Below are 18316 nucleotides of genomic sequence, written 5' to 3' on the forward strand. Positions count from 1 at the left end.
ACGTCACAACGTCGACATGGCCTCAGCCGACACTGAGGCCATGACGACAGCGCTCAACATCACCCTGATCAGCGAAACCTTCCCACCGGAAATCAACGGCGTGGCCAATACCCTTGGCCGCTTGTGCGATGGCTTGCGCGCCCGCGGACATCAGGTCGAGCTGGTGCGGCCTCGGCAGGCCAGTGACCCGCAGCGCAGTGAGGATGCAGCGTTGCTGTTGTGTCGCGGCTGGCCGTTGCCGGGCTATCAGGGGCTGCAATGGGGTCAGTCGTCGATGCACAAGCTGCTGCGCCGCTGGAAGCGCCAGCGGCCGGATGTGTTGTACATCGCCACCGAAGGCCCGCTGGGTTTGTCGGCGCTGAGAGCGGCACGGCGATTGGGCATTGCGGTGGTCAGTGGCTTTCACACCAACTTTCAGCAATACACCAGCCAGTACGGCCTCGGTTTGCTGACGCGGATGCTCACGCATTATTTGCGCTGGTTTCACAACCGCTCGGCGCTGACGCTGGTGCCTAGTGTCAGCCAGCGGCTGGAACTGGAACGGCGGCATTTCGAGCGCTTGGCGTTGCTGTCGCGGGGCGTGGACAGCCAGTTGTTCCATCCGAGCAAACGGCTGAATGCATTGCGTGAGCAATGGGGATTGTCGGAGCGCGACGTTGCCGTGATTCATGTAGGACGACTCGCGCCGGAGAAGAACCTTGGTCTGCTCAAGCGCTGCTTTGAACAACTCCAGACGACTTATCCACAGCGCAATCTGAAACTGATCATCGTCGGTGACGGACCGCAACGTGCGGCGCTGGAGAAGGATTTGCCCGAGGCGATTTTCTGCGGGGCGCAGCGCGGTGAAGCGTTGGCAGCGCACTATGCGTCAGGCGATGTATTTCTGTTTCCCAGCCTGACCGAAACCTTCGGCAATGTCGTGCTCGAAGCACTGGCCTCGGGACTGGGCGTGGTGGCCTACGATCAGGCAGCGGCGGCGCAGCATATTCGCCATGGTTACAACGGCGTCTCGGCAATGCCCGGCGACGAGCAGGCGTTTTGCGAGGCGGCGATGTGGTTGCTGGAAGAAGATGAGCGGTTGCGCTGTGTGCGGCTGAATGCGCGACAACATGCGAGTCGCCAGGGTTGGGGCGCAATCATCGAGCAGTTCGAGGGACATTTGCGCGGGGCTTGTCTAGGGGAGCAGGTGGTGCCGGATGCGCAGACCCTGCCTTGAATTTGTGCTGACTTGTAGACCGCTATCGCGAGCAGGCTCACTCCTACAGGGGTTGTGTTGTGAACACGATCCCTTGTGGGAGCCAGCCTGCTGGCGATGAGGCCCTGTCAGGCGCCGCTTAAACCAGCGTCATCAACGCCTCACGGCTGAACGGCAAGATATCCTGCTCACGCCCTTCGCGAACCTTCTGCGCCCAGTCCGGGTCGACCAGCAGTGCTCGGCCCACCGCCACCAAATCGAATTCCTCTTTGTTCAGGCGTTCGAGCAGGTTTTCCAGACTGGCCGGTTGCGCGATCTTGTCGGTATTGACCATGAACTGCAGGAACTCGCCGTCCAGGCCGACGCTGCCAACGGTAATGGTCGGTTTGCCGGTGAGTTTGCGCGTCCAGCCGGCCAGGTTAAGGTCGGAGCCGTCGAATTCCGGCTCCCAGAAACGCCGCGTCGAGCAGTGGAAAATATCCACGCCCGCATCAGACAGCGGCTGGAGGAAATCACCCAGCGCTTCTGGTGTTTGTACCAGGCGAGCGGTGTAATCCTGCTGCTTCCACTGCGAAAAACGGAAGATGATCGGGAAGCCTTCGCCGACCGCGGCGCGCACCGCTTGAATCAGTTCGATGGCGAAACGCGAATGGTTGGCCAGGCTGCCGCCGTATTCGTCAGTGCGCTGGTTGCTGCCTTCCCAGAAAAACTGGTCGATCAGGTAACCGTGGGCGCCATGGATCTCGACGCCGTCCATGCCGATGCTTTGCGCATCTTTAGCGGCCTGGGCGAATGCGGCGATCACCTCCTGAATGTCTTGCTTGGTCATGCCGTGCACCACGACCTGACCATCCTTGAGCTTTTCCGACGGGCCGTAACCCGGCACGCTGGCATCCGGCTCGGTGCCGATGCGGCGCACACTGCCGACATGCCACAGTTGCGGAACGATCTTGCCACCTTCGGCGTGGACCGCATCGACGACTTTTTTCCAGCCGGCCAATGGCGCTTCACCGAAGAACTGCGGCACGTTGGGATAACCGTTGGAGGCGATGTGGCCGACCGTGGTGCCCTCAGTGATGATCAGGCCAACCCCGGCTGCCGCACGGCGACGGTAGTATTCGATGACTTTTGAGTTCGGCACGCCGCCTGGGGAAAACGAGCGGGTCATCGGCGCCATGACCACGCGGGTCGGCAGTTCGAGGGCACCGAGGTGGAACGGTTTGAACAAGGCTTGAACGGGCATCGAAAGGCTCCACGAAAATGATCGACAGGTCATGCATTCATATGACGGCGATAATATGCGCGCGTAGCTTAATCCGACACCACTATTGATCTGAGTGATTAAAGGTCAAAAGCCAGACAAAAAAAATCGCAGCCGGTTGGCTGCGATATTGACGATTCAGCTCAGCGCTTTCTCGATCGCGGCAATCACGGTTGGATCATCCGGTGCCGTACGCGGCGAGAACCGCGCCAGTACGCGGCCATCCTTGCCGAGCAGGAATTTCTCGAAATTCCAGGTGATGTCGCCAGGAAATTCAGCGCCTTCGCCCGCCAGCAAACGGTACAGCTGATGACGCTCGTGGCCGTTGACTTCGAGCTTGCTCGACAACGGAAACGTCACGCCATAGTTGAGGCTGCAGAATTCCTGAATCTCTTGCTCGGAGCCCGGCTCCTGTCCGGCAAACTGATTGCACGGCAGGCCCAGCACGCTGAAGCCTTTGCCTTTGTATTGCTGATAAAGGTTTTCCAGCGCCGCGTACTGAGGAGTCAAGCCGCATTTGGAGGCGACGTTGACCACCAGCACGACTTGGCCCTTGAACGGCGCCAGCGGTAGCTCCTGACCATCCAGGGCTGTCAACTTAAGGTCGTGAAAAGCACTCATGACGAACTCCAGGATTCTCTGTTCTTCTCGAAACAGCCACTTGGCGTGGCCACCAAGGACAGCCGCGGACTAAAAAGGCGCCCGCAGGCGCCTCTCCAGTACTCGAAGCTTAGCGCAGAAAATCAGTGGTGATGGCCACCTTCGCCATGGACGTGACCATGAGCGATTTCTTCCTGGCTGGCATCACGGATGTCGACGATCTTCACCTGGAAGTTCAGACGCTGGCCGGCCAGCGGGTGGTTGCCGTCGACGGTCACGTCGTCGCCGTCGAGGTCACGGATGGTCACGATCTGCATCTGGCCGTCCGGCGCCGAAGCGTGGAACTGCATGCCGACTTCCAGCTCGTCGACGCCTTCGAACATGCTGCGGCTCAGGGTGCTGACCAGCTCGGCGGCGTATTCGCCGTAAGCGTCTTCCGGCTCAACGGCTACTTTCAGCTCGTCGCCGACAGCCTTGCCTTCCAGGGCTTTTTCCAGGCCCGGGATGATGTTGCCTGCGCCTTGCAGGTAAACCAGCGGAGCGCCGCCGGCGGAGCTGTCGATGACCTCACCAGCGTCGTTGGTCAGGGTATAGTCGATGGAGACAGCCTTATTGGCGGCGATCAGCATGGGGCGAGACCTTTTGCATAAGAATATAGAAAGGCCAAGTTTAGCGAAGCAATCGCACGAAAGCGAACACAACCCGGACAAACGGGTTTCGACGATCACAGGCTTTCATCAGGACGAAGAGGGTCATTGGGTGGTCGAACTTTCCTGTGGCCACACCCAGCACCTGCGTCACCAGCCGCCGTGGCAATCGCGGGCGTGGGTGCTCGACCCGGCGCAACGTATTGAAAAAACAGGTCAACCTTTTGCCTGTGGCTGGTGCGCACAAGGCGCAGTTAGCGATAACCTTGGCGACTGAATTTCGGTAGTCGGCCAGCCATAGGCGGACACCCTTGCATAGAGAATTCCCATGCAAACTTTTTTTATCGCCCCCACCGATTTTGGCGTGGGCCTGACCTCCATCAGCCTCGGGCTGGTGCGTACGCTTGAGCGCGCCGGGCTGAAAGTCGGTTTCTTCAAACCGATCGCTCAGCCGCACCCCGGCGACACCGGTCCGGAACGTTCCACCGAGCTGGTGGCGCGCACCCATGGCCTGAAACCGCCGCAACCCTTGGGCCTGGCGCACGTTGAGCGGATGCTCGGTGACGGCCAGCTCGACGAACTCCTCGAAGAAATCATCACCCTGTATCAACAGGCGGCGGTCGGCAAAGACGTGCTGGTCGTCGAAGGCATGGTACCGACCCGCAGCGCCAGTTATGCCGCACGGGTCAATCTGCATCTGGCCAAGAGTCTTGATGCCGAGGTGATTCTGGTCTCGGCACCGGAAAACGAAGTGCTTGCCGAACTCTCCGGCCGCGTCGAGTTGCAGGCGCAACTGTTCGGTGGCCCGAAAGATCCGAAAGTGCTCGGCGTGATCCTCAACAAGGTCAAGACCGACGAGAGCATGGAGGCCTTTGCTGCTCGCCTGAAAGAGCACTCGCCGTTGCTGCGCAGTGGCGATTTCCGCTTGCTCGGCTGCATCCCGTTTCAACCGGAACTCAACGCACCGCGCACCCGCGACGTCGCCGATCTGATGGGCGCGCAAGTGCTCAATGCCGGCGACTACGAAACCCGGCGCATGAGCAACATCATCATTTGCGCGCGGACCATGCGCAACACCGTCGAGCTGCTCAAGCCCGGCGTGCTGGTGGTGACTCCCGGCGATCGCGACGACATCATCCTTGCCGTCAGCCTCGCGGCGATCAACGGCGTGCCGCTGGCCGGGCTGCTGCTGACCAGCGACACCCTGCCCGATCCGCGCATCATGGATCTGTGCCGTGGCGCATTGCAGGCCGGTCTGCCGGTGCTGTCGGTGAGCACCGGCTCCTACGACACTGCCAACCTGCTGAATGGCTTGAACAAGGAAATCCCCATCGACGACCGCGAGCGCGCCGAGATCATCACCGATTTCGTCGCCAGCCATCTCGACGCCAACTGGCTGCACCAGCGTTGCGGCACGCCGCGCGAAATGCGTCTGTCGCCGGCAGTGTTCCGCTATCAGCTGATTCAACGCGCGCAAGCGGCCAACAAGCGCATCGTCCTGCCCGAAGGCAGCGAGCCGTTTACCGTGCAAGCGGCGGCGATCTGTCAGGAACGCGGCATTGCCCGTTGCGTGTTGCTGGCCAAGCCTGCAGATGTCGAAGCGGTAGCGCGCGCCCAAGGCATCGTCTTGCCAGCGGGGCTGGAGATTCTTGATCCGGACCTGATCCGCGAGCGCTACGTGGAACCGATGGTGGCCCTGCGCAAGACCAAGAGCCTCAACGCGCCGATGGCCGAGCAGCAACTGGAAGACACCGTGGTGATCGGCACCATGATGCTGGCGCTGGATGAAGTCGACGGCCTGGTGTCCGGGGTGATCAACACCACCGCCAACACCATCCGCCCAGCGCTGCAACTGATCAAGACTGCGCCGGGCTGCACCTTGGTGTCGTCAGTGTTTTTCATGCTGTTCCCGGAAGAAGTGCTGGTGTACGGCGACTGCGTGATGAACCCGCATCCGAGCGCCAGCGAACTGGCCGAGATCGCCCTGCAGAGCGCTGACTCCGCCGCGGCGTTCGGCATCACGCCGCGCGTGGCGATGATCAGCTACTCCAGCGGTGAATCGGCCAGCGGCGAAGAAGTCGAGAAAGTCCGCGAAGCCACCCTGCTCGCCCATGAGCAGCAGCATTCGCTGCTGATCGACGGCCCGCTGCAATATGACGCCGCTGCCAACCAGGATGTCGCCCGCCAGCTGGCGCCGAACAGTCAGGTTGCCGGGCGCGCCACGGTGTTTGTGTTCCCGGATCTGAACACCGGTAACACCACGCACAAAGCGGTGCAGCGCAGCGCCGATTGCGTGAGTCTCGGGCCAATGCTGCAAGGCCTGCGCAAACCGGTGAACGATCTGCCGCGCGGCGCGCAAGTCGATGACATCGTCTACACCATCGCGCTCACCGCGATTCAAGCCGCCAACCGACCTATGGATGTGTAAATGCTGGACTTTTTCCCTGCACCCGTGCGCGGCGTAATCGCCTCGCTGCTGTTGGCGCTCAATACGATTCTGCTGTGTTCGTTCCTGTTCTGTGTGGCGCTGGTCAAGGCGTTGCCGTTTGCCTTGACGCAACGCATCGCCGGTTGGCTGATGAGCCACACTCACGAGGCGTGGATCAGCAACAACAAGGGCTGGATGAATCTGGTCCGGCGCACCCGCTGGCACATCAGCGGTCTGCAAGGTCTGGACTATCAGCACTCGTATCTGATCACCAGCAACCACCAGAGCTGGGTCGATATTCTGGTGCTGCAATACGTGCTCAACCGGAGGATTCAGCCGCTGAAATTCTTCCTCAAGCAGGAGCTGATCTGGGTCCCGGTAATCGGTCTGGCGTGGTGGGCGCTGGGCTTTCCGTTCATGAAACGCTATTCCAAAGCCTACCTGGCCAAGCATCCGGAGAAGAAAGGCAAAGACCTGGAAACCACGCGCAAGACCTGCGCGAAATTCCGTAATAACCCGGTGGGCATTTTCAACTTCGTCGAAGGCACGCGCTTCACTGAAGGAAAGCATGCTCAGCAGCAATCACCGTTCAAATACCTGCTCAAGCCCAAGGCCGGCGGGATCGCCTTTGTGCTGGACGCGATGGGCGAGCAACTGGAGTCGATCGTCAACGTGACCATCCACTACCCCGCCGGACGCCCGGGGTTCTGGGACTTGCTCAGCGGCAATGTGCGCGATGTGGTGGTGCACTTTGAAGAGCTGAAGATTCCGCCGGCCTTCATCGGCAAGAACTACGACCAGGACGGCGAGTATCGTTTGCAGTTTCAAGGCTGGATCAACCAGCTGTGGCTGGACAAGGATGCGTTGCTGGAACAACTGCACCGCGAATATCCCGACCGCCACTAACCCCCTGTAGGAGTGAGCCTCCTCGCGATAGCGGTGGATCAGCCACCATCGATGTTGATTGGCGCACCGCTATCGCGAGCAGGCTCACTCCTACAATTGACCGGGTTGACCCGAATAAAAAAGCCCGCCGATGATTGCTCACCGGCGGGCTTTTTCTTGCAGCTTGAAGCTAAGAGCTTGCCGCTGTTTTTTGCTTAGATCGCGCCGCGTTTACGCAGCAGCTCCAGCACTTGCTTGACGCTGTCTTCCAGACTCAGCGACTGCGTGTCGATCACCAGATCAGCATTCAACGGCACGTCGTACGGGAAGGATTCGCCCGGGATGTTGTCGCCGCCAGCAGCATACAGGCCTTGCGGGTCACGCTCAGCGCAAACAGTTGGCGAAGCCTGCACATAGACCGTCAGCAAACGATCCTTGCCGATCAGCTCCCTGGCCTGCTCGCGACCTTCGGCGCTTGGCGCAACGAACGCAGCCAGAGTCAGCAGGCCCGCTTCGTTGAACTGACGCGCCACATGCGCGGCACGCCGCCAGTTCTCGGTACGGCCGGCGCGGTCCTGTGGCAGACCTTTATTCAGATCCTGGCGCAGGCTCTGCCCATCCAGCACGAACACCGCCCGGCCCATGTCGAACAGCTTGCGCTCGACCGCATACGCCAGGGTGCTCTTGCCCGCGCCCGACAGGCCGCTGAACAACACCGTGGCCGGTTGCTGGCCAAAGCGCTGGGCACGTTCTTCGGTGGCGACGTGGGCCAGTTTGCCGTGGTGCGTGGCGGTGCCATGGGTCACCGCTTGGGCGACGATCATGCCGGCGCCGACGGTGCCGTTGGTCAATCGATCAATGACGATGAACGCGCCGGTGGTGCGATTGCTGTCGTAACCGTCGAGGGCGATCGGTGCGTCGAGCGCGATCTTGACCTTGCCGATTTCGTTGAGCTGCAAGGCGCTCGCCGGGCCTTCTTCCAGGGTATTAACGTCGACCTTGTTGACGATGCTGGCAATCGAGCCCGGCACGTAACTGGTGGCGCGCTTGATGTCGTATTTCTTGCCCGGCAGCATCGGCTCTTCCGCCATCCACACCAGCATCGCTTCGAAGCTGTCGGTGACCGGCGGCACGTTGTCGGCATGCACGAGCAGGTCGCCCCGGGAAATGTCGATTTCGTCTTCCATGGTCAGCGTTACGGCCTGACCTGGGCCTGCGTGTTCCAGCTCACCTTCGAAAGTGACGATGGATTTGACCCGGCTGCTCTTGCCCGACGGCAACACGACGACTTCGTCGCCCTTGTGCACGATGCCGCTGGCCAGCGTACCGGCGAAACCACGGAAGTTCAGGTTTGGACGGTTGACGTACTGCACGGGGAAACGCAGATCGCTGAAATTGCGATCGCCCGCGACTTCCACGGTCTCGAGGATCTCCATCAGCGACTGACCGGTGTACCACGGCGAGCGCTCGGACTTGTTCACCACGTTGTCGCCCTTGAGGGCCGACATCGGCACGAAGTGCATGCTGGTCGGCTTCATCTTCAAGCCTTCAGCGAACTTCATGTAGTCAGCCTTGATCGACTCGAACACGCCTTCGTCGAAGTCCTTCAAGTCCATCTTGTTGATGGCGACGACGATGTGCTTGATGCCCAGCAGCGATGCAATGAAGCTGTGGCGACGGGTCTGGGTCTGCACGCCGTAACGCGCATCGACCAGAATGATCGCCAGGTCACAGGTGGACGCACCGGTGGCCATGTTGCGGGTGTACTGCTCATGGCCGGGGGTGTCGGCGATGATGAATTTGCGTTTGGCAGTCGAGAAATAGCGATACGCGACATCAATGGTGATGCCCTGCTCACGCTCGGCCTGCAGGCCGTCGACCAGCAGCGCCAGGTCGATGTCGTCACCGGTGGTGCCGACTTTCTTCGAGTCACGGGTGATCGCTTCAAGGTGATCTTCGTAGATCATTTTCGAGTCGTGCAGCAGGCGCCCGATCAGGGTGCTCTTGCCGTCATCGACGTTACCGCAAGTCAAAAAGCGCAGCAGCTCTTTACGTTCGTGCTGGCCCAGGTAGGCGAGGATGTCCTCGCTGATCAAATCAGATGCGTGCGACATGACAGCCCCTTAGAAATAGCCTTGACGTTTTTTGTCTTCCATCGAGCCTGCGCCATCGTGGTCGATGACCCGGCCCTGGCGCTCGGAAGTTCGCGTCAGGAGCATTTCCTGAATGATGTCCGTGAGGCTTTCGGCCTCGGACTCCACCGCGCCCGTCAACGGGTAGCAGCCAAGGGTGCGGAACCGCACTTTCTTTTTGACGATGCGCGCCTTGTCCTCATCGGACAGGTGCTCGAGGATGCGCTCGTCGTCGATCATGATCAGCGTGCCGTTCTTCTCGATCACTTCGCGCTCGGCGGCGAAGTACAGCGGCACGATCGGGATGCCTTCGAGGTAGATGTACTGCCAGATGTCCAGTTCGGTCCAGTTCGACAACGGGAACACACGAATGGATTCGCCCTTGTTGACCTTGCCGTTGTAGACGTTCCACAGTTCCGGACGCTGGTTTTTCGGGTCCCAGCGGTGTTTGCTGTCGCGGAACGAGTACACGCGCTCTTTGGCGCGGGACTTTTCTTCATCGCGACGGGCACCGCCGAACGCTGCGTCGAAACCATGCTTGTCGAGGGCCTGTTTCAGGCCTTCGGTTTTCATGATGTCGGTGTGCTTGGCGCTGCCGTGGGTGAACGGGTTGATGTTCTGCGCCACGCCATCGGGGTTGATATGGGTGATAAGGTCCAGACCCAGTTCTTCGACCATCTTGTCGCGGAACTTGTACATTTCCTGGAATTTCCAGCGGGTGTCGACGTGCATCACCGGAAACGGCAGTTTGCCCGGGAAGAACGCCTTGCGTGCCAGGTGCAGCATCACGGCGGAGTCTTTACCGATGGAGTACAGCATCACCGGGTTGTCGAACTCGGCGGCCACCTCGCGGATGATGTGGATGCTTTCCGCCTCCAGCTGTTTCAGATGCGTCAGTTTGTCGACCATGGCTACTCACGAAAGCTTTCTTATGAACGGCCAGCGGGCCGTGTTCGAGCGGGGAATCCTAGCACAGCGACCTCTTCTAATCAGGACGCCTACTAGAACGAAAGGGCATATGAATATGCCCACCAGTTCGGCCGATGGCCCCTTGTAGGAGTGAGCCTGCTCGCGATAGCGGTGAGTCAGTCATCGCTATGCTGGATATGAAAAAGGTATCGCGAGCAGGCTCACTCCTACAGGGGCAACGCGGTGTGTCAGATCGGATTCGGGCAATCGATGAAGATGTGTTCGAGGGCAAAACGTTTCGCCAGATAATCGCCCAACGCCTGTACACCGTAGCGTTCGGTGGCGTGATGGCCGGCGGCGATGAAGCTGATATCGTTTTCCCGCGCGCTGTGAAAAGTCTGCTCGGAGGCTTCGCCGCTGATGAACAGATCGACGCCTGCAGCGACGCCCTGATCGATGTAACCCTGACCGCCACCGGTGCACCAGCCGACCCGCCGAATCATCCCGCTACCCTCGATCAGCAGCGGCTCACGGCCCATGACTTCCTGCACCTTGCGGGCGAAATCCCGCGCCGTCATTGGCTCGTTCAGCGAGCCGACCAGACCGATGACTTTCGGATTGCTCGGGTCCAGCGGCCCCTCGACGGTAATGTCGAGCTGACGCGCCAACTGCACGTTATTGCCGACGTCCGGGTGCAGATCCAGCGGCAAGTGATAGGCGAGCAAACTGATGTCGTGCTTGAGCAGGGTTTTCAACCGGCGCTGTTTCATCCCGGTGATGCAGGGGTTTTCGCCTTTCCAGAAATAACCGTGATGCACCAGGATCAGATCCGCCTCGGCCTCGACAGCAGCATCGAGCAACGCTTGGCTGGCGGTGACGCCGCTGACGATACGCATCACTTGCGGACGACCTTCGACCTGCAAACCGTTGGGGCAATAATCAGCGATTTTTGCACTGGCCAGGTAACGGTCGGCTTCTTCGACGAGGGTGCTGAGGGCAACGGCCATGAAAGACTCCTAAATATCCCGTTCAGAGGCACGCGCGGCCTCGTATAATGCGCGACATTATGGGCGGTCTGACCCCGCCTGCAACTTTTCCAGGACGTGCTTAATGCTCAAGGCGCTGCGTTTTTTTGGCTGGCCGCTGCTGGCCGGTGTGCTTATCGCTCTGCTGATTATTCAGCGTTACCCCGAGTGGGTCGGGCTGCCGAGCCTCGACGTCAACCTGCAACAGGCACCGCAGACCACCAGCGTGCAACAGGGGCCGGTGTCCTACGCCGACGCGGTGTCCATCGCCGCACCGTCGGTGGTCAATCTCTACACCACCAAGGTCATCAACAAACCGGCGCATCCGCTGTTCGAAGATCCGCAGTTCCGGCGCTTCTTCGGTGACAACTCGCCGAAACAGAAACGCATGGAATCGAGCCTCGGTTCCGGCGTGATCATGAGCCCGGAAGGCTACATCCTGACCAACAACCACGTCACCAGCGGTGCCGACCAGATTGTCGTGGCGCTCAAGGACGGCCGCGAAACCCTCGCCCGCGTGATCGGCAGCGACCCGGAAACCGATCTCGCGGTATTGAAGATCGACCTGAAAAACCTGCCGGCGATCACCGTCGGTCGCTCCGACAACATTCGCATCGGTGACGTCGCGCTGGCCATCGGCAACCCGTTCGGCGTCGGCCAGACCGTGACCATGGGCATCATCAGCGCCACCGGGCGTAACCAGTTGGGCCTGAACAACTACGAAGACTTCATTCAGACCGACGCGGCGATCAATCCGGGCAACTCCGGCGGCGCACTGGTGGATGCCAACGGCAACCTCACCGGCATCAACACCGCGATCTTTTCCAAATCCGGCGGCTCGCAGGGCATCGGTTTCGCGATTCCGGTGAAGCTGGCGATGGAAGTAATGAAGTCGATCATCGAGCACGGCCAGGTGATTCGTGGCTGGCTGGGCATCGAAGTGCAGCCGCTGACTCAGGAACTGGCCGAATCGTTTGGTTTGTCCGGGCGCCCGGGCATTGTGGTTGCGGGGATTTTCCGTGACGGTCCGGCGCAGAAAGCAGGCCTGCAACTGGGCGACGTGATTCTGAGTATCGATGGCGAGCCGGCCGGTGATGGCCGCCGTTCGATGAATCAGGTGGCGCGGATCAAGCCGACTGACAAGGTGACGATTCAGGTGATGCGCAACGGGAAAGAGCTGAAGCTCACCGCTGAAATCGGCCTGCGCCCGCCACCGGCACCGGTGAAAGAAAAAGAAGAATAAAAGTTTATTCGCGCCAATGGCGCGAATAACAGACACTCTCAAAAGGCATGTTATATTGTTTCAATTCTGACAATTGGAACAACATAACATGTCGTCTCGCAAAAAGGCCTCGCTGCTCGGCCTGACCCTTGGTTTGCTCTGCGATCCCGCTTTTGCCAATGAGCCGCAGCCGGTCGAGCTCGAAGCGATCAGTGTCGTCTCCGACTATGAATCGGCTACCGGCCCCGTCAAAGGCTACCGCGCAACGCGCTCATCCAGCGCGACCAAAACCGACACCGCGATCCGCGATATCCCGCAAGCCATCAGCGTCGTTCCCGCCAGTGTGCTCAAGGATCTGGGCAGCAGCAGCGTCGAGCGGGCGCTGGATTTTGCCGGCGGCGTGTCGAAGCAGAACAACTTTGGCGGCCTGACGCTCTACGAATACAGCGTGCGCGGCTTCACCACGTCGGAGTTCTACAAGGACGGCTTCAGCGCCAATCGCGGCTACCCGAGCACACCGGACGCCGCCAATATCGAGCGTATCGAAGTGCTCAAAGGCCCCGCCGCGAGCCTGTATGGCCGGGGCGATCCGGGCGGCACGGTGAACATCGTCACGAAAAAGCCGCAGCCCGAAGCGTTTACCACCCTGCAGACCAGCGCCGGTAGCTGGGATCGCTATCGCACCGCGCTGGACGTCAACACCCCACTCGATGCGCAGGGCGATGTACTGTCGCGAATCAACCTCGCGGTCGAAGACAACCAAAGCTTCCGCGACCACGTCGACAGCAAGCGCGTGTTTGTTGCGCCCTCGATCAGTTGGCAATTGAGCCCGGACACCTCGCTGCTGGTTGAAAGCGAGATCGTCCGGCACAGCTCAACCTTCGATCGCGGCATCGTCGCGCCGAACAACAAATGGAGCGGTGTCTCGCGCTCGACCTTCCTCGGCGAACCCAACGACGGCAACATCGACAACCACAACAATCTGCTGCAGGCGACCCTCGAACATCACCTCAATGACAACTGGAAGCTGCGCCTGGCCAGTCATTACAAAGAAGGCGAACTCTGGGGCGACGCCTCGGAACAACGGGCGCTGAACGCCGACGGCCACACCGTCAACCGCCGCTATCGCGAACGTGACACCAACTGGCACGACAGCATCACCCAACTGGAACTGCGCGGCCTGTTTGACCTTGGCCCGTGGCAACACGAGTTGCTGCTCGGCACCGAGTACGAAAACTTCCGCAAGAATGAGCGCGTCACTACCCTCGCTGGCGGCCCCTACGCCATCGACATCTATAACCCGGTCTACGGCCAGCCCAAACCCAACGGCACGCGCTCAGGCACTGATTTCTTTGAACACCTCGAAAGCCATGCACTGAATGTGCAAGACCAGATCATTTTCACCGATAAGCTGCGCGGGATGATCGGCGCGCGTTTCGAACATTTCGATCAGCACATCGACGACCACAGCCGCAACGCGACCAGCAGCCAGCGTCACGACGCCCTCACCCAACGCGCGGGCCTGCTCTATCAACTGACGCCGAACACCGGCCTGTTCGCCAACGCCTCGACCTCGTTCAAACCGAACAACGGCCTCGACGCCGCCGGCAAATCATTCGACCCGGAAGAAGGCGTCGGCTATGAGATCGGTATCAAGAATGAATTGTTCGACGAACGCCTGAGCAGCACCCTCGCCTTCTTTCACATCGAAAAGGAAAACGTTCTCGCGCTCGACCCGGCCACCGACACCAGTCGCGCCATGGGCAAGGCGCGCAGTCAGGGCTTCGACTGGCAAGTGACCGGGCAGGTGACCGATGCGGTGCGGGTCATCGGCGCGTTCGCCTACATCGATGCCGAAGTGACCAAGGGCGACGCGACGATCCCCACCGGCAGCCGCATCCTCGGCGTGGCCAAACGCAGTGGCAGCCTGCTCGGTGTGTATGAATTTCAGGATGGCCACCTGCGCGGCTCGGACCTTGGTGCAGCGTTCACCTATGTCGGCGACCGCTCGGGCGAATCCGGCAGCGACTTCGAATTGCCGGCCTATCACACCGTCGACCTGCTGGCCCATTACAAGGCCAGCGACAACGTCACGGTCGGTCTGAACCTGAACAACATCTTCGACGAAAAGTATTACGAGCGCTCCTACAGCAACTACTGGGTCAACCCCGGCGAGCCGCGCAACTTCACCATCAGCCTGACACTCAACCTGTAAAAGGACGTCACCATGCAACACGGCAAAAACCTCGTACTGATCGCCGCCCTGTTCGCCGGGCAAGTTTCGGCCCATGGTCTGTGGACAGAAGAACGGCGCGGGAACATCGAAGTGATCTACGGTCACGGCGCCGAAGACAACGCTTTCAAAGCGCGAAAGATCAGCGGTGCCTGGGCCTATGACGTCGCCGGCAAGATGATTCCGGTCAGCGTCGAGCGCCTGGCGGATCACGCCCGTTTGAAACCATTGAAGGCGCCGGCGGTGATGGCCGTTGCGTTGAACAATGGCATGTGGTCGCAGACTGCGGATAAGAAGTGGGTCAATGAAGGACGCAGCAAAGTACCGGGTGCCGTCGAGGCGACCCAGACGTTCAAGTACAGCCTGGCGATTTACCAGCCCGGCGCGAAGCTGCCGAAGCTCGAGCAGATCAAACTGTTGATCCTGCCGGAAGTGGATCCGCTGACCGTCGGGCCGGGTAATTCACTGCCGGTGCGGGTATTGCTCGATGGCAAACCGGCGGCCGGGGTCAAGTTGGTTGGCGACTATCGCAGCGCGCCGAACACGCTGAACACCGAGACCGACAAGGATGGCCGCGCGCAGGTGCTAGTGCGAAATGAAGGGTTGAATGTGATTGCGGCGCAGGTAGAAGTGCCGGTGAAGGACAGTGCGGACGTGGACAGTCGCGGGTTGTTCAGTTCGTTGACGTTCCTTGGTGAGCCGCATCACGAATAAGCGGTTCGCTAGCTCAAAGAGCAATAGCAACAATAGCAATATGATCTTAAGAACTGTCAGAGTTGACAGTTTTTAGGGTCTGTTTACCCATGTAAGGTCATGCTTCCCGAAAACAAATTAAGGAAGAATAAACATGAACCACGATTTGAAGCACGAAAATCGACGTACTTTTTCTACTACCGGACAGGTTACATTCATACGTAATAATGAAAGCGAAATAATCCTGAATAATTATCTTAGTTTACATCCGCTGCCGGTTACCTCTTCATCTACCGCATTAATTTCCGCGGTAAAAAATGCTAATGGAGTTCAGCTTGAATTGGTCATTCCAAAAGGCTTTGAGCCGGGCAAAGACCACGCAGTTAGCTATGAAGAAATTTCTAAAGGTTTGGTGTATGACTGGCGGGTCTTTGTAAATGGAACCCCTTATATAGCTAAAACCGGCTCCATGAATTTCCGTTACACGGCAGGCGCCCTGTGGGTGAGCGGCAGTTATTTTTTTGAAGCTGAGGACGGAAATAAATTTGCAGGAAAATTTGAATTAGAAAGAACGTAGCAATTATAAATTCCTGTTTTCGCGCGATGATTTGCGAAAACAGGAACTTACCCCAAAGAGCGCTGGAACTTACAACTCATTCAACCCATCAATCAAAGCCTGATTCTGCTCCGGCGTCCCAATCGATATCCGCAAAAACTGCGCAATCCGCTCCTGCTTGAAGTGCCGCACGATCACGCCCTGCTCGCGCAACCGGGCCGCCAGCCCCGCCGCGTCGTGCTGCGGATGCCGGGCGAAGATGAAGTTAGCCGCCGACGGCAGCACTTCAAAGCCCTTGGCCTGCAACTGCGCAACCACCCATTCGCGGTGTTCGATGACCAAACGGCAGGTCTTGTCGAAATACTCGCGATCTTCAAACGCCGCCGCCGCGCCAACATTCGCCAGACGATCCAGCGGATAGGAGTTGAAGCTGTTCTTGATCCGCTCCAGCGCCTCGATCAGATCCGGATGCCCTACCGCCAGCCCGACGCGCAGACCGGCCAGCGAACGCGACTTGGACAGGGTTTGCGTGACGAGCAGGTTTGGATAGCGATCCACCAGACTGATCGCTGTCTCACCGCCGAAGTCGATATACGCCTCATCGACCACCACCACCGAATCCGGGCTGGCCTTGAGGATTAGCTCGACCGCGTCGAGTGCCAGCAGGCACCCGGTCGGGGCGTTCGGGTTGGGGAAAATGATCCCGCCGTTCGGTTTGGCGTAGTCGGTCGGGTCGATCTGGAACAGCGCGTCCAGCGGCACCGCGTCGAACTGGATGCCGTACAGACCGCAATAGACCGGATAGAAACTGTAGCTGATGTCCGGAAACAACAACGGCTGATCATGCTGGAACAGACCGTGAAAAATGTGCGCGAGCACTTCGTCCGAACCGTTGCCGAGGAACACCTGATTACTTTGCACGCCGTAGTAACTGGCCACGGCATTTTTCAGCAAGTCGCTGTTCGGGTCCGGGTACAGGCGCAGGTTGTCGTTGAGTTCGGCCTGCATCGCCGCCAAGGCTTTTGGCGACGGGCCGTAGGGGTTTTCATTGGTGTTGAGCTTGACCAGTCGGGTCAGCTTCGGCTGTTCGCCCGGCACATACGGCACCAGATCCTTGACGAACGGGCTCCAGAATTTACTCATGCTCATTGCCCCTGCCCTTTCAGAAAGTCTTGGTCTTTGATGCGGTATTCGGCGCTGCGCGCGTGGGCGCTCAGCGATTCACCACGGGCCAGCACCGAGGCGGTCTTGCCCAGTTCGGAGGCGCCGGCTTCGGAGCAGAAGATGATCGATGAACGCTTCTGGAAGTCATACACGCCCAGCGGCGATGAGAAGCGCGCGGTGCCGGAGGTCGGCAGCACGTGGTTCGGACCGGCGCAGTAATCGCCCAGCGCTTCAGAGGTGTGACGGCCCATGAAAATCGCCCCGGCGTGGCGGATCTGCGGCAACCAGGCTTGTGGGTCAGCAACCGACAATTCGAGGTGTTCCGGAGCGATGCGGTTGGCGACTTCGATGGCCTGGGCCATGTCGTTGACCTGAATCAGCGCGCCACGGCCATTGATCGAGGTTTCAATGATGGTCGCGCGGTCCATGGTCGGCAGCAGTTTGTCGATGCTGGCGGCGACCTTGTCGAGGAACTCGGCGTCCGGGCTGACCAGGATCGCTTGCGCGTCTTCGTCGTGCTCGGCCTGGGAGAACAGGTCCATGGCGATCCAGTCCGGGTCGGTCTGACCGTCGCAGACCACGAGGATTTCCGAAGGGCCGGCGATCATGTCGATGCCGACCTGACCGAACACATGACGTTTGGCGGTGGCGACATAAATGTTGCCCGGGCCCACCACCTTGTCGACTTGCGGCACGCTTTCGGTGCCATACGCCAGAGCGGCAACCGCTTGCGCGCCGCCGATGGTGAACACCCGGTCAACGCCAGCGATGCACGCGGCTGCCAGCACCAGTTCATTGATTTCACCGCGTGGCGTCGGCACGACCATCACCACTTCGGTGACGCCAGCGACTTTCGCCGGAATCGCGTTCATCAGCACCGAGGATGGGTACGAGGCCTTGCCGCCCGGTACATAGAGACCGGCGCGATCCAGCGGCGTAACCTTCTGGCCCAGCACGGTGCCGTCGGCCTCGGTGTAGCTCCAGGAATCCTGCTTCTGTTTTTCGTGATAGCTGCGCACACGGGCGGCGGCTTTTTCCAGCGCTTCGCGCTGCGCCACGGTGATGCGGGTCAGGGCCAGTTCCAGACGCTCGCGCGGCAGGATCAGGTCAGCCATCGAGGCGACTTCAAGGCCGTCGAATTTCTGAGTGAACTCGACCAGGGCCGCATCACCGCGCTCGCGCACGGCCTTGATGATGTCCAGCACGCGCTGATTGACCGAGTCGTCAGACACACTTTCCCAGCTCAGCAGATGATCCAGATGATGCGCGAAATCCGGGTCAGCAGCGTTGAGTCGGCGAATTGCAGTCGGTGCGGTCATAGCGAGAGCCTCATAGGAATTGGCAAAAACTCAGGCGCCCGAAACTA

At 59.8% G+C, this 18316-nt stretch carries 16 protein-coding genes; 8 read left to right on the forward strand and 8 right to left on the reverse strand.

The window, feature by feature from the left end:
• Positions 1 to 16: 16 nt before the first annotated feature.
• Complete coding sequence (locus J3P75_RS23250; protein ID WP_434708337.1) at positions 17 to 1216, forward strand: glycosyltransferase family 4 protein; 1200 nt, start codon at positions 17 to 19, stop codon at positions 1214 to 1216.
• A gap of 118 nt (positions 1217 to 1334) precedes the next feature.
• Here J3P75_RS23250 and J3P75_RS23255 read toward each other — a convergent pair whose 3' ends face one another.
• The 3 genes from J3P75_RS23255 to J3P75_RS23265 all read right to left on the reverse strand — a co-directional run bounded on the left by J3P75_RS23255 (position 1335) and on the right by J3P75_RS23265 (position 3685).
• Positions 1335 to 2438, reverse strand: coding sequence for an NADH:flavin oxidoreductase (locus J3P75_RS23255; protein ID WP_434708338.1), 1104 nt, complete (start codon positions 2436 to 2438; stop codon positions 1335 to 1337).
• A 156-nt stretch (positions 2439 to 2594) separates the two neighbouring features.
• Positions 2595 to 3077 carry a glutathione peroxidase gene (locus J3P75_RS23260; RefSeq protein ID WP_206415482.1) on the reverse strand — a complete coding sequence of 161 codons (483 nt, stop codon included), beginning with the start codon at positions 3075 to 3077 and terminating at the stop codon, positions 2595 to 2597.
• Positions 3078 to 3199: 122 nt separating this feature from the next.
• Positions 3200 to 3685, reverse strand: a complete 486-nt coding sequence (locus tag J3P75_RS23265; protein ID WP_090281801.1) for an FKBP-type peptidyl-prolyl cis-trans isomerase — start codon at positions 3683 to 3685, stop codon at positions 3200 to 3202.
• Between J3P75_RS23265 and J3P75_RS23270 the strand changes: the two genes are divergently transcribed.
• From J3P75_RS23270 to J3P75_RS23280, 3 genes are read left to right on the forward strand one after another with little or no spacing between them, the layout of a single operon-like run.
• Positions 3654 to 3980 (forward strand): DUF3565 domain-containing protein, encoded by a 327-nt coding sequence (locus tag J3P75_RS23270; RefSeq protein WP_203420771.1) that lies wholly within the window; start codon positions 3654 to 3656, stop codon positions 3978 to 3980. The genes J3P75_RS23265 and J3P75_RS23270 overlap by 32 nt on opposite strands.
• A gap of 51 nt (positions 3981 to 4031) precedes the next feature.
• Positions 4032 to 6131, forward strand: coding sequence for a phosphate acetyltransferase (gene pta, locus J3P75_RS23275; protein WP_434708339.1), 2100 nt, complete (start codon positions 4032 to 4034; stop codon positions 6129 to 6131).
• On the forward strand, positions 6132 to 7037 hold the full coding sequence (locus tag J3P75_RS23280; protein WP_434708340.1) for an acyltransferase: 906 nt from the start codon (positions 6132 to 6134) through the stop codon (positions 7035 to 7037).
• 194 nt (positions 7038 to 7231) lie between these two features.
• Here the strand turns inward: J3P75_RS23280 and cysN are convergent, their stop codons facing one another.
• From cysN to J3P75_RS23295, 3 genes are all read right to left on the reverse strand, one after another.
• Positions 7232 to 9130, reverse strand: coding sequence for a sulfate adenylyltransferase subunit CysN (cysN, locus tag J3P75_RS23285; protein ID WP_434708341.1), 1899 nt, complete (start codon positions 9128 to 9130; stop codon positions 7232 to 7234).
• Between the two features lie 9 nt (positions 9131 to 9139).
• Positions 9140 to 10057: a sulfate adenylyltransferase subunit CysD gene (gene cysD / locus J3P75_RS23290; protein WP_007912374.1), complete on the reverse strand. Its 918-nt coding sequence runs from the start codon at positions 10055 to 10057 to the stop codon at positions 9140 to 9142.
• Positions 10058 to 10305: 248 nt separating this feature from the next.
• A complete protein-coding gene (locus tag J3P75_RS23295; RefSeq protein ID WP_434708342.1) occupies positions 10306 to 11064 on the reverse strand; it encodes a Nif3-like dinuclear metal center hexameric protein in 759 nt (252 codons plus the stop codon).
• A gap of 103 nt (positions 11065 to 11167) precedes the next feature.
• Between J3P75_RS23295 and algW the strand changes: the two genes are divergently transcribed.
• From algW to J3P75_RS23315, 4 genes are all read left to right on the forward strand, one after another.
• Entirely contained in the window at positions 11168 to 12325 is a 1158-nt protein-coding gene (gene algW / locus J3P75_RS23300) for a Do family serine endopeptidase AlgW (RefSeq protein ID WP_203420766.1), read from the forward strand.
• An 88-nt stretch (positions 12326 to 12413) separates the two neighbouring features.
• Positions 12414 to 14519: a TonB-dependent siderophore receptor gene (locus J3P75_RS23305; RefSeq protein WP_434708343.1), complete on the forward strand. Its 2106-nt coding sequence runs from the start codon at positions 12414 to 12416 to the stop codon at positions 14517 to 14519.
• A 12-nt stretch (positions 14520 to 14531) separates the two neighbouring features.
• On the forward strand, positions 14532 to 15251 hold the full coding sequence (locus J3P75_RS23310; protein ID WP_434708344.1) for a DUF4198 domain-containing protein: 720 nt from the start codon (positions 14532 to 14534) through the stop codon (positions 15249 to 15251).
• Between the two features lie 133 nt (positions 15252 to 15384).
• Positions 15385 to 15807 carry a hypothetical protein gene (locus J3P75_RS23315; RefSeq protein WP_434708345.1) on the forward strand — a complete coding sequence of 141 codons (423 nt, stop codon included), beginning with the start codon at positions 15385 to 15387 and terminating at the stop codon, positions 15805 to 15807.
• 69 nt (positions 15808 to 15876) lie between these two features.
• On the opposite strand, the gene hisC is transcribed toward J3P75_RS23315, so the two are convergent.
• On the reverse strand, positions 15877 to 16929 hold the full coding sequence (gene hisC / locus J3P75_RS23320) for a histidinol-phosphate transaminase (RefSeq protein WP_434708346.1): 1053 nt from the start codon (positions 16927 to 16929) through the stop codon (positions 15877 to 15879).
• A 2-nt stretch (positions 16930 to 16931) separates the two neighbouring features.
• Complete coding sequence (hisD, locus tag J3P75_RS23325; RefSeq protein ID WP_434592298.1) at positions 16932 to 18269, reverse strand: histidinol dehydrogenase; 1338 nt, start codon at positions 18267 to 18269, stop codon at positions 16932 to 16934.
• Positions 18270 to 18316 lie beyond the last annotated feature (47 nt).

The organism is Pseudomonas sp. R1-1 (genome assembly GCF_051132135.1).
Taxonomy (GTDB): domain Bacteria; phylum Pseudomonadota; class Gammaproteobacteria; order Pseudomonadales; family Pseudomonadaceae; genus Aquipseudomonas.

Bases quoted from the DNA above. Each gene is read 5' to 3' on its own strand.
- J3P75_RS23250 (WP_434708337.1), top strand. From the start codon at position 17: ATGGCCTCAGCCGACACTGAGGCCATGACGACAGCGCTCAACATCACC.
- J3P75_RS23255 (WP_434708338.1), bottom strand. From the start codon at position 2,438: ATGCCCGTTCAAGCCTTGTTCAAACCGTTCCACCTCGGTGCCCTCGAA.
- J3P75_RS23260 (WP_206415482.1), bottom strand. From the start codon at position 3,077: ATGAGTGCTTTTCACGACCTTAAGTTGACAGCCCTGGATGGTCAGGAG.
- J3P75_RS23270 (WP_203420771.1), top strand. From the start codon at position 3,654: ATGGAGACAGCCTTATTGGCGGCGATCAGCATGGGGCGAGACCTTTTG.
- J3P75_RS23265 (WP_090281801.1), bottom strand. From the start codon at position 3,685: ATGCTGATCGCCGCCAATAAGGCTGTCTCCATCGACTATACCCTGACC.
- pta (WP_434708339.1), top strand. From the start codon at position 4,032: ATGCAAACTTTTTTTATCGCCCCCACCGATTTTGGCGTGGGCCTGACC.
- J3P75_RS23280 (WP_434708340.1), top strand. From the start codon at position 6,132: ATGCTGGACTTTTTCCCTGCACCCGTGCGCGGCGTAATCGCCTCGCTG.
- cysN (WP_434708341.1), bottom strand. From the start codon at position 9,130: ATGTCGCACGCATCTGATTTGATCAGCGAGGACATCCTCGCCTACCTG.
- cysD (WP_007912374.1), bottom strand. From the start codon at position 10,057: ATGGTCGACAAACTGACGCATCTGAAACAGCTGGAGGCGGAAAGCATC.
- J3P75_RS23295 (WP_434708342.1), bottom strand. From the start codon at position 11,064: ATGGCCGTTGCCCTCAGCACCCTCGTCGAAGAAGCCGACCGTTACCTG.
- algW (WP_203420766.1), top strand. From the start codon at position 11,168: ATGCTCAAGGCGCTGCGTTTTTTTGGCTGGCCGCTGCTGGCCGGTGTG.
- J3P75_RS23305 (WP_434708343.1), top strand. From the start codon at position 12,414: ATGTCGTCTCGCAAAAAGGCCTCGCTGCTCGGCCTGACCCTTGGTTTG.
- J3P75_RS23310 (WP_434708344.1), top strand. From the start codon at position 14,532: ATGCAACACGGCAAAAACCTCGTACTGATCGCCGCCCTGTTCGCCGGG.
- J3P75_RS23315 (WP_434708345.1), top strand. From the start codon at position 15,385: ATGAACCACGATTTGAAGCACGAAAATCGACGTACTTTTTCTACTACC.
- hisC (WP_434708346.1), bottom strand. From the start codon at position 16,929: ATGAGTAAATTCTGGAGCCCGTTCGTCAAGGATCTGGTGCCGTATGTG.
- hisD (WP_434592298.1), bottom strand. From the start codon at position 18,269: ATGACCGCACCGACTGCAATTCGCCGACTCAACGCTGCTGACCCGGAT.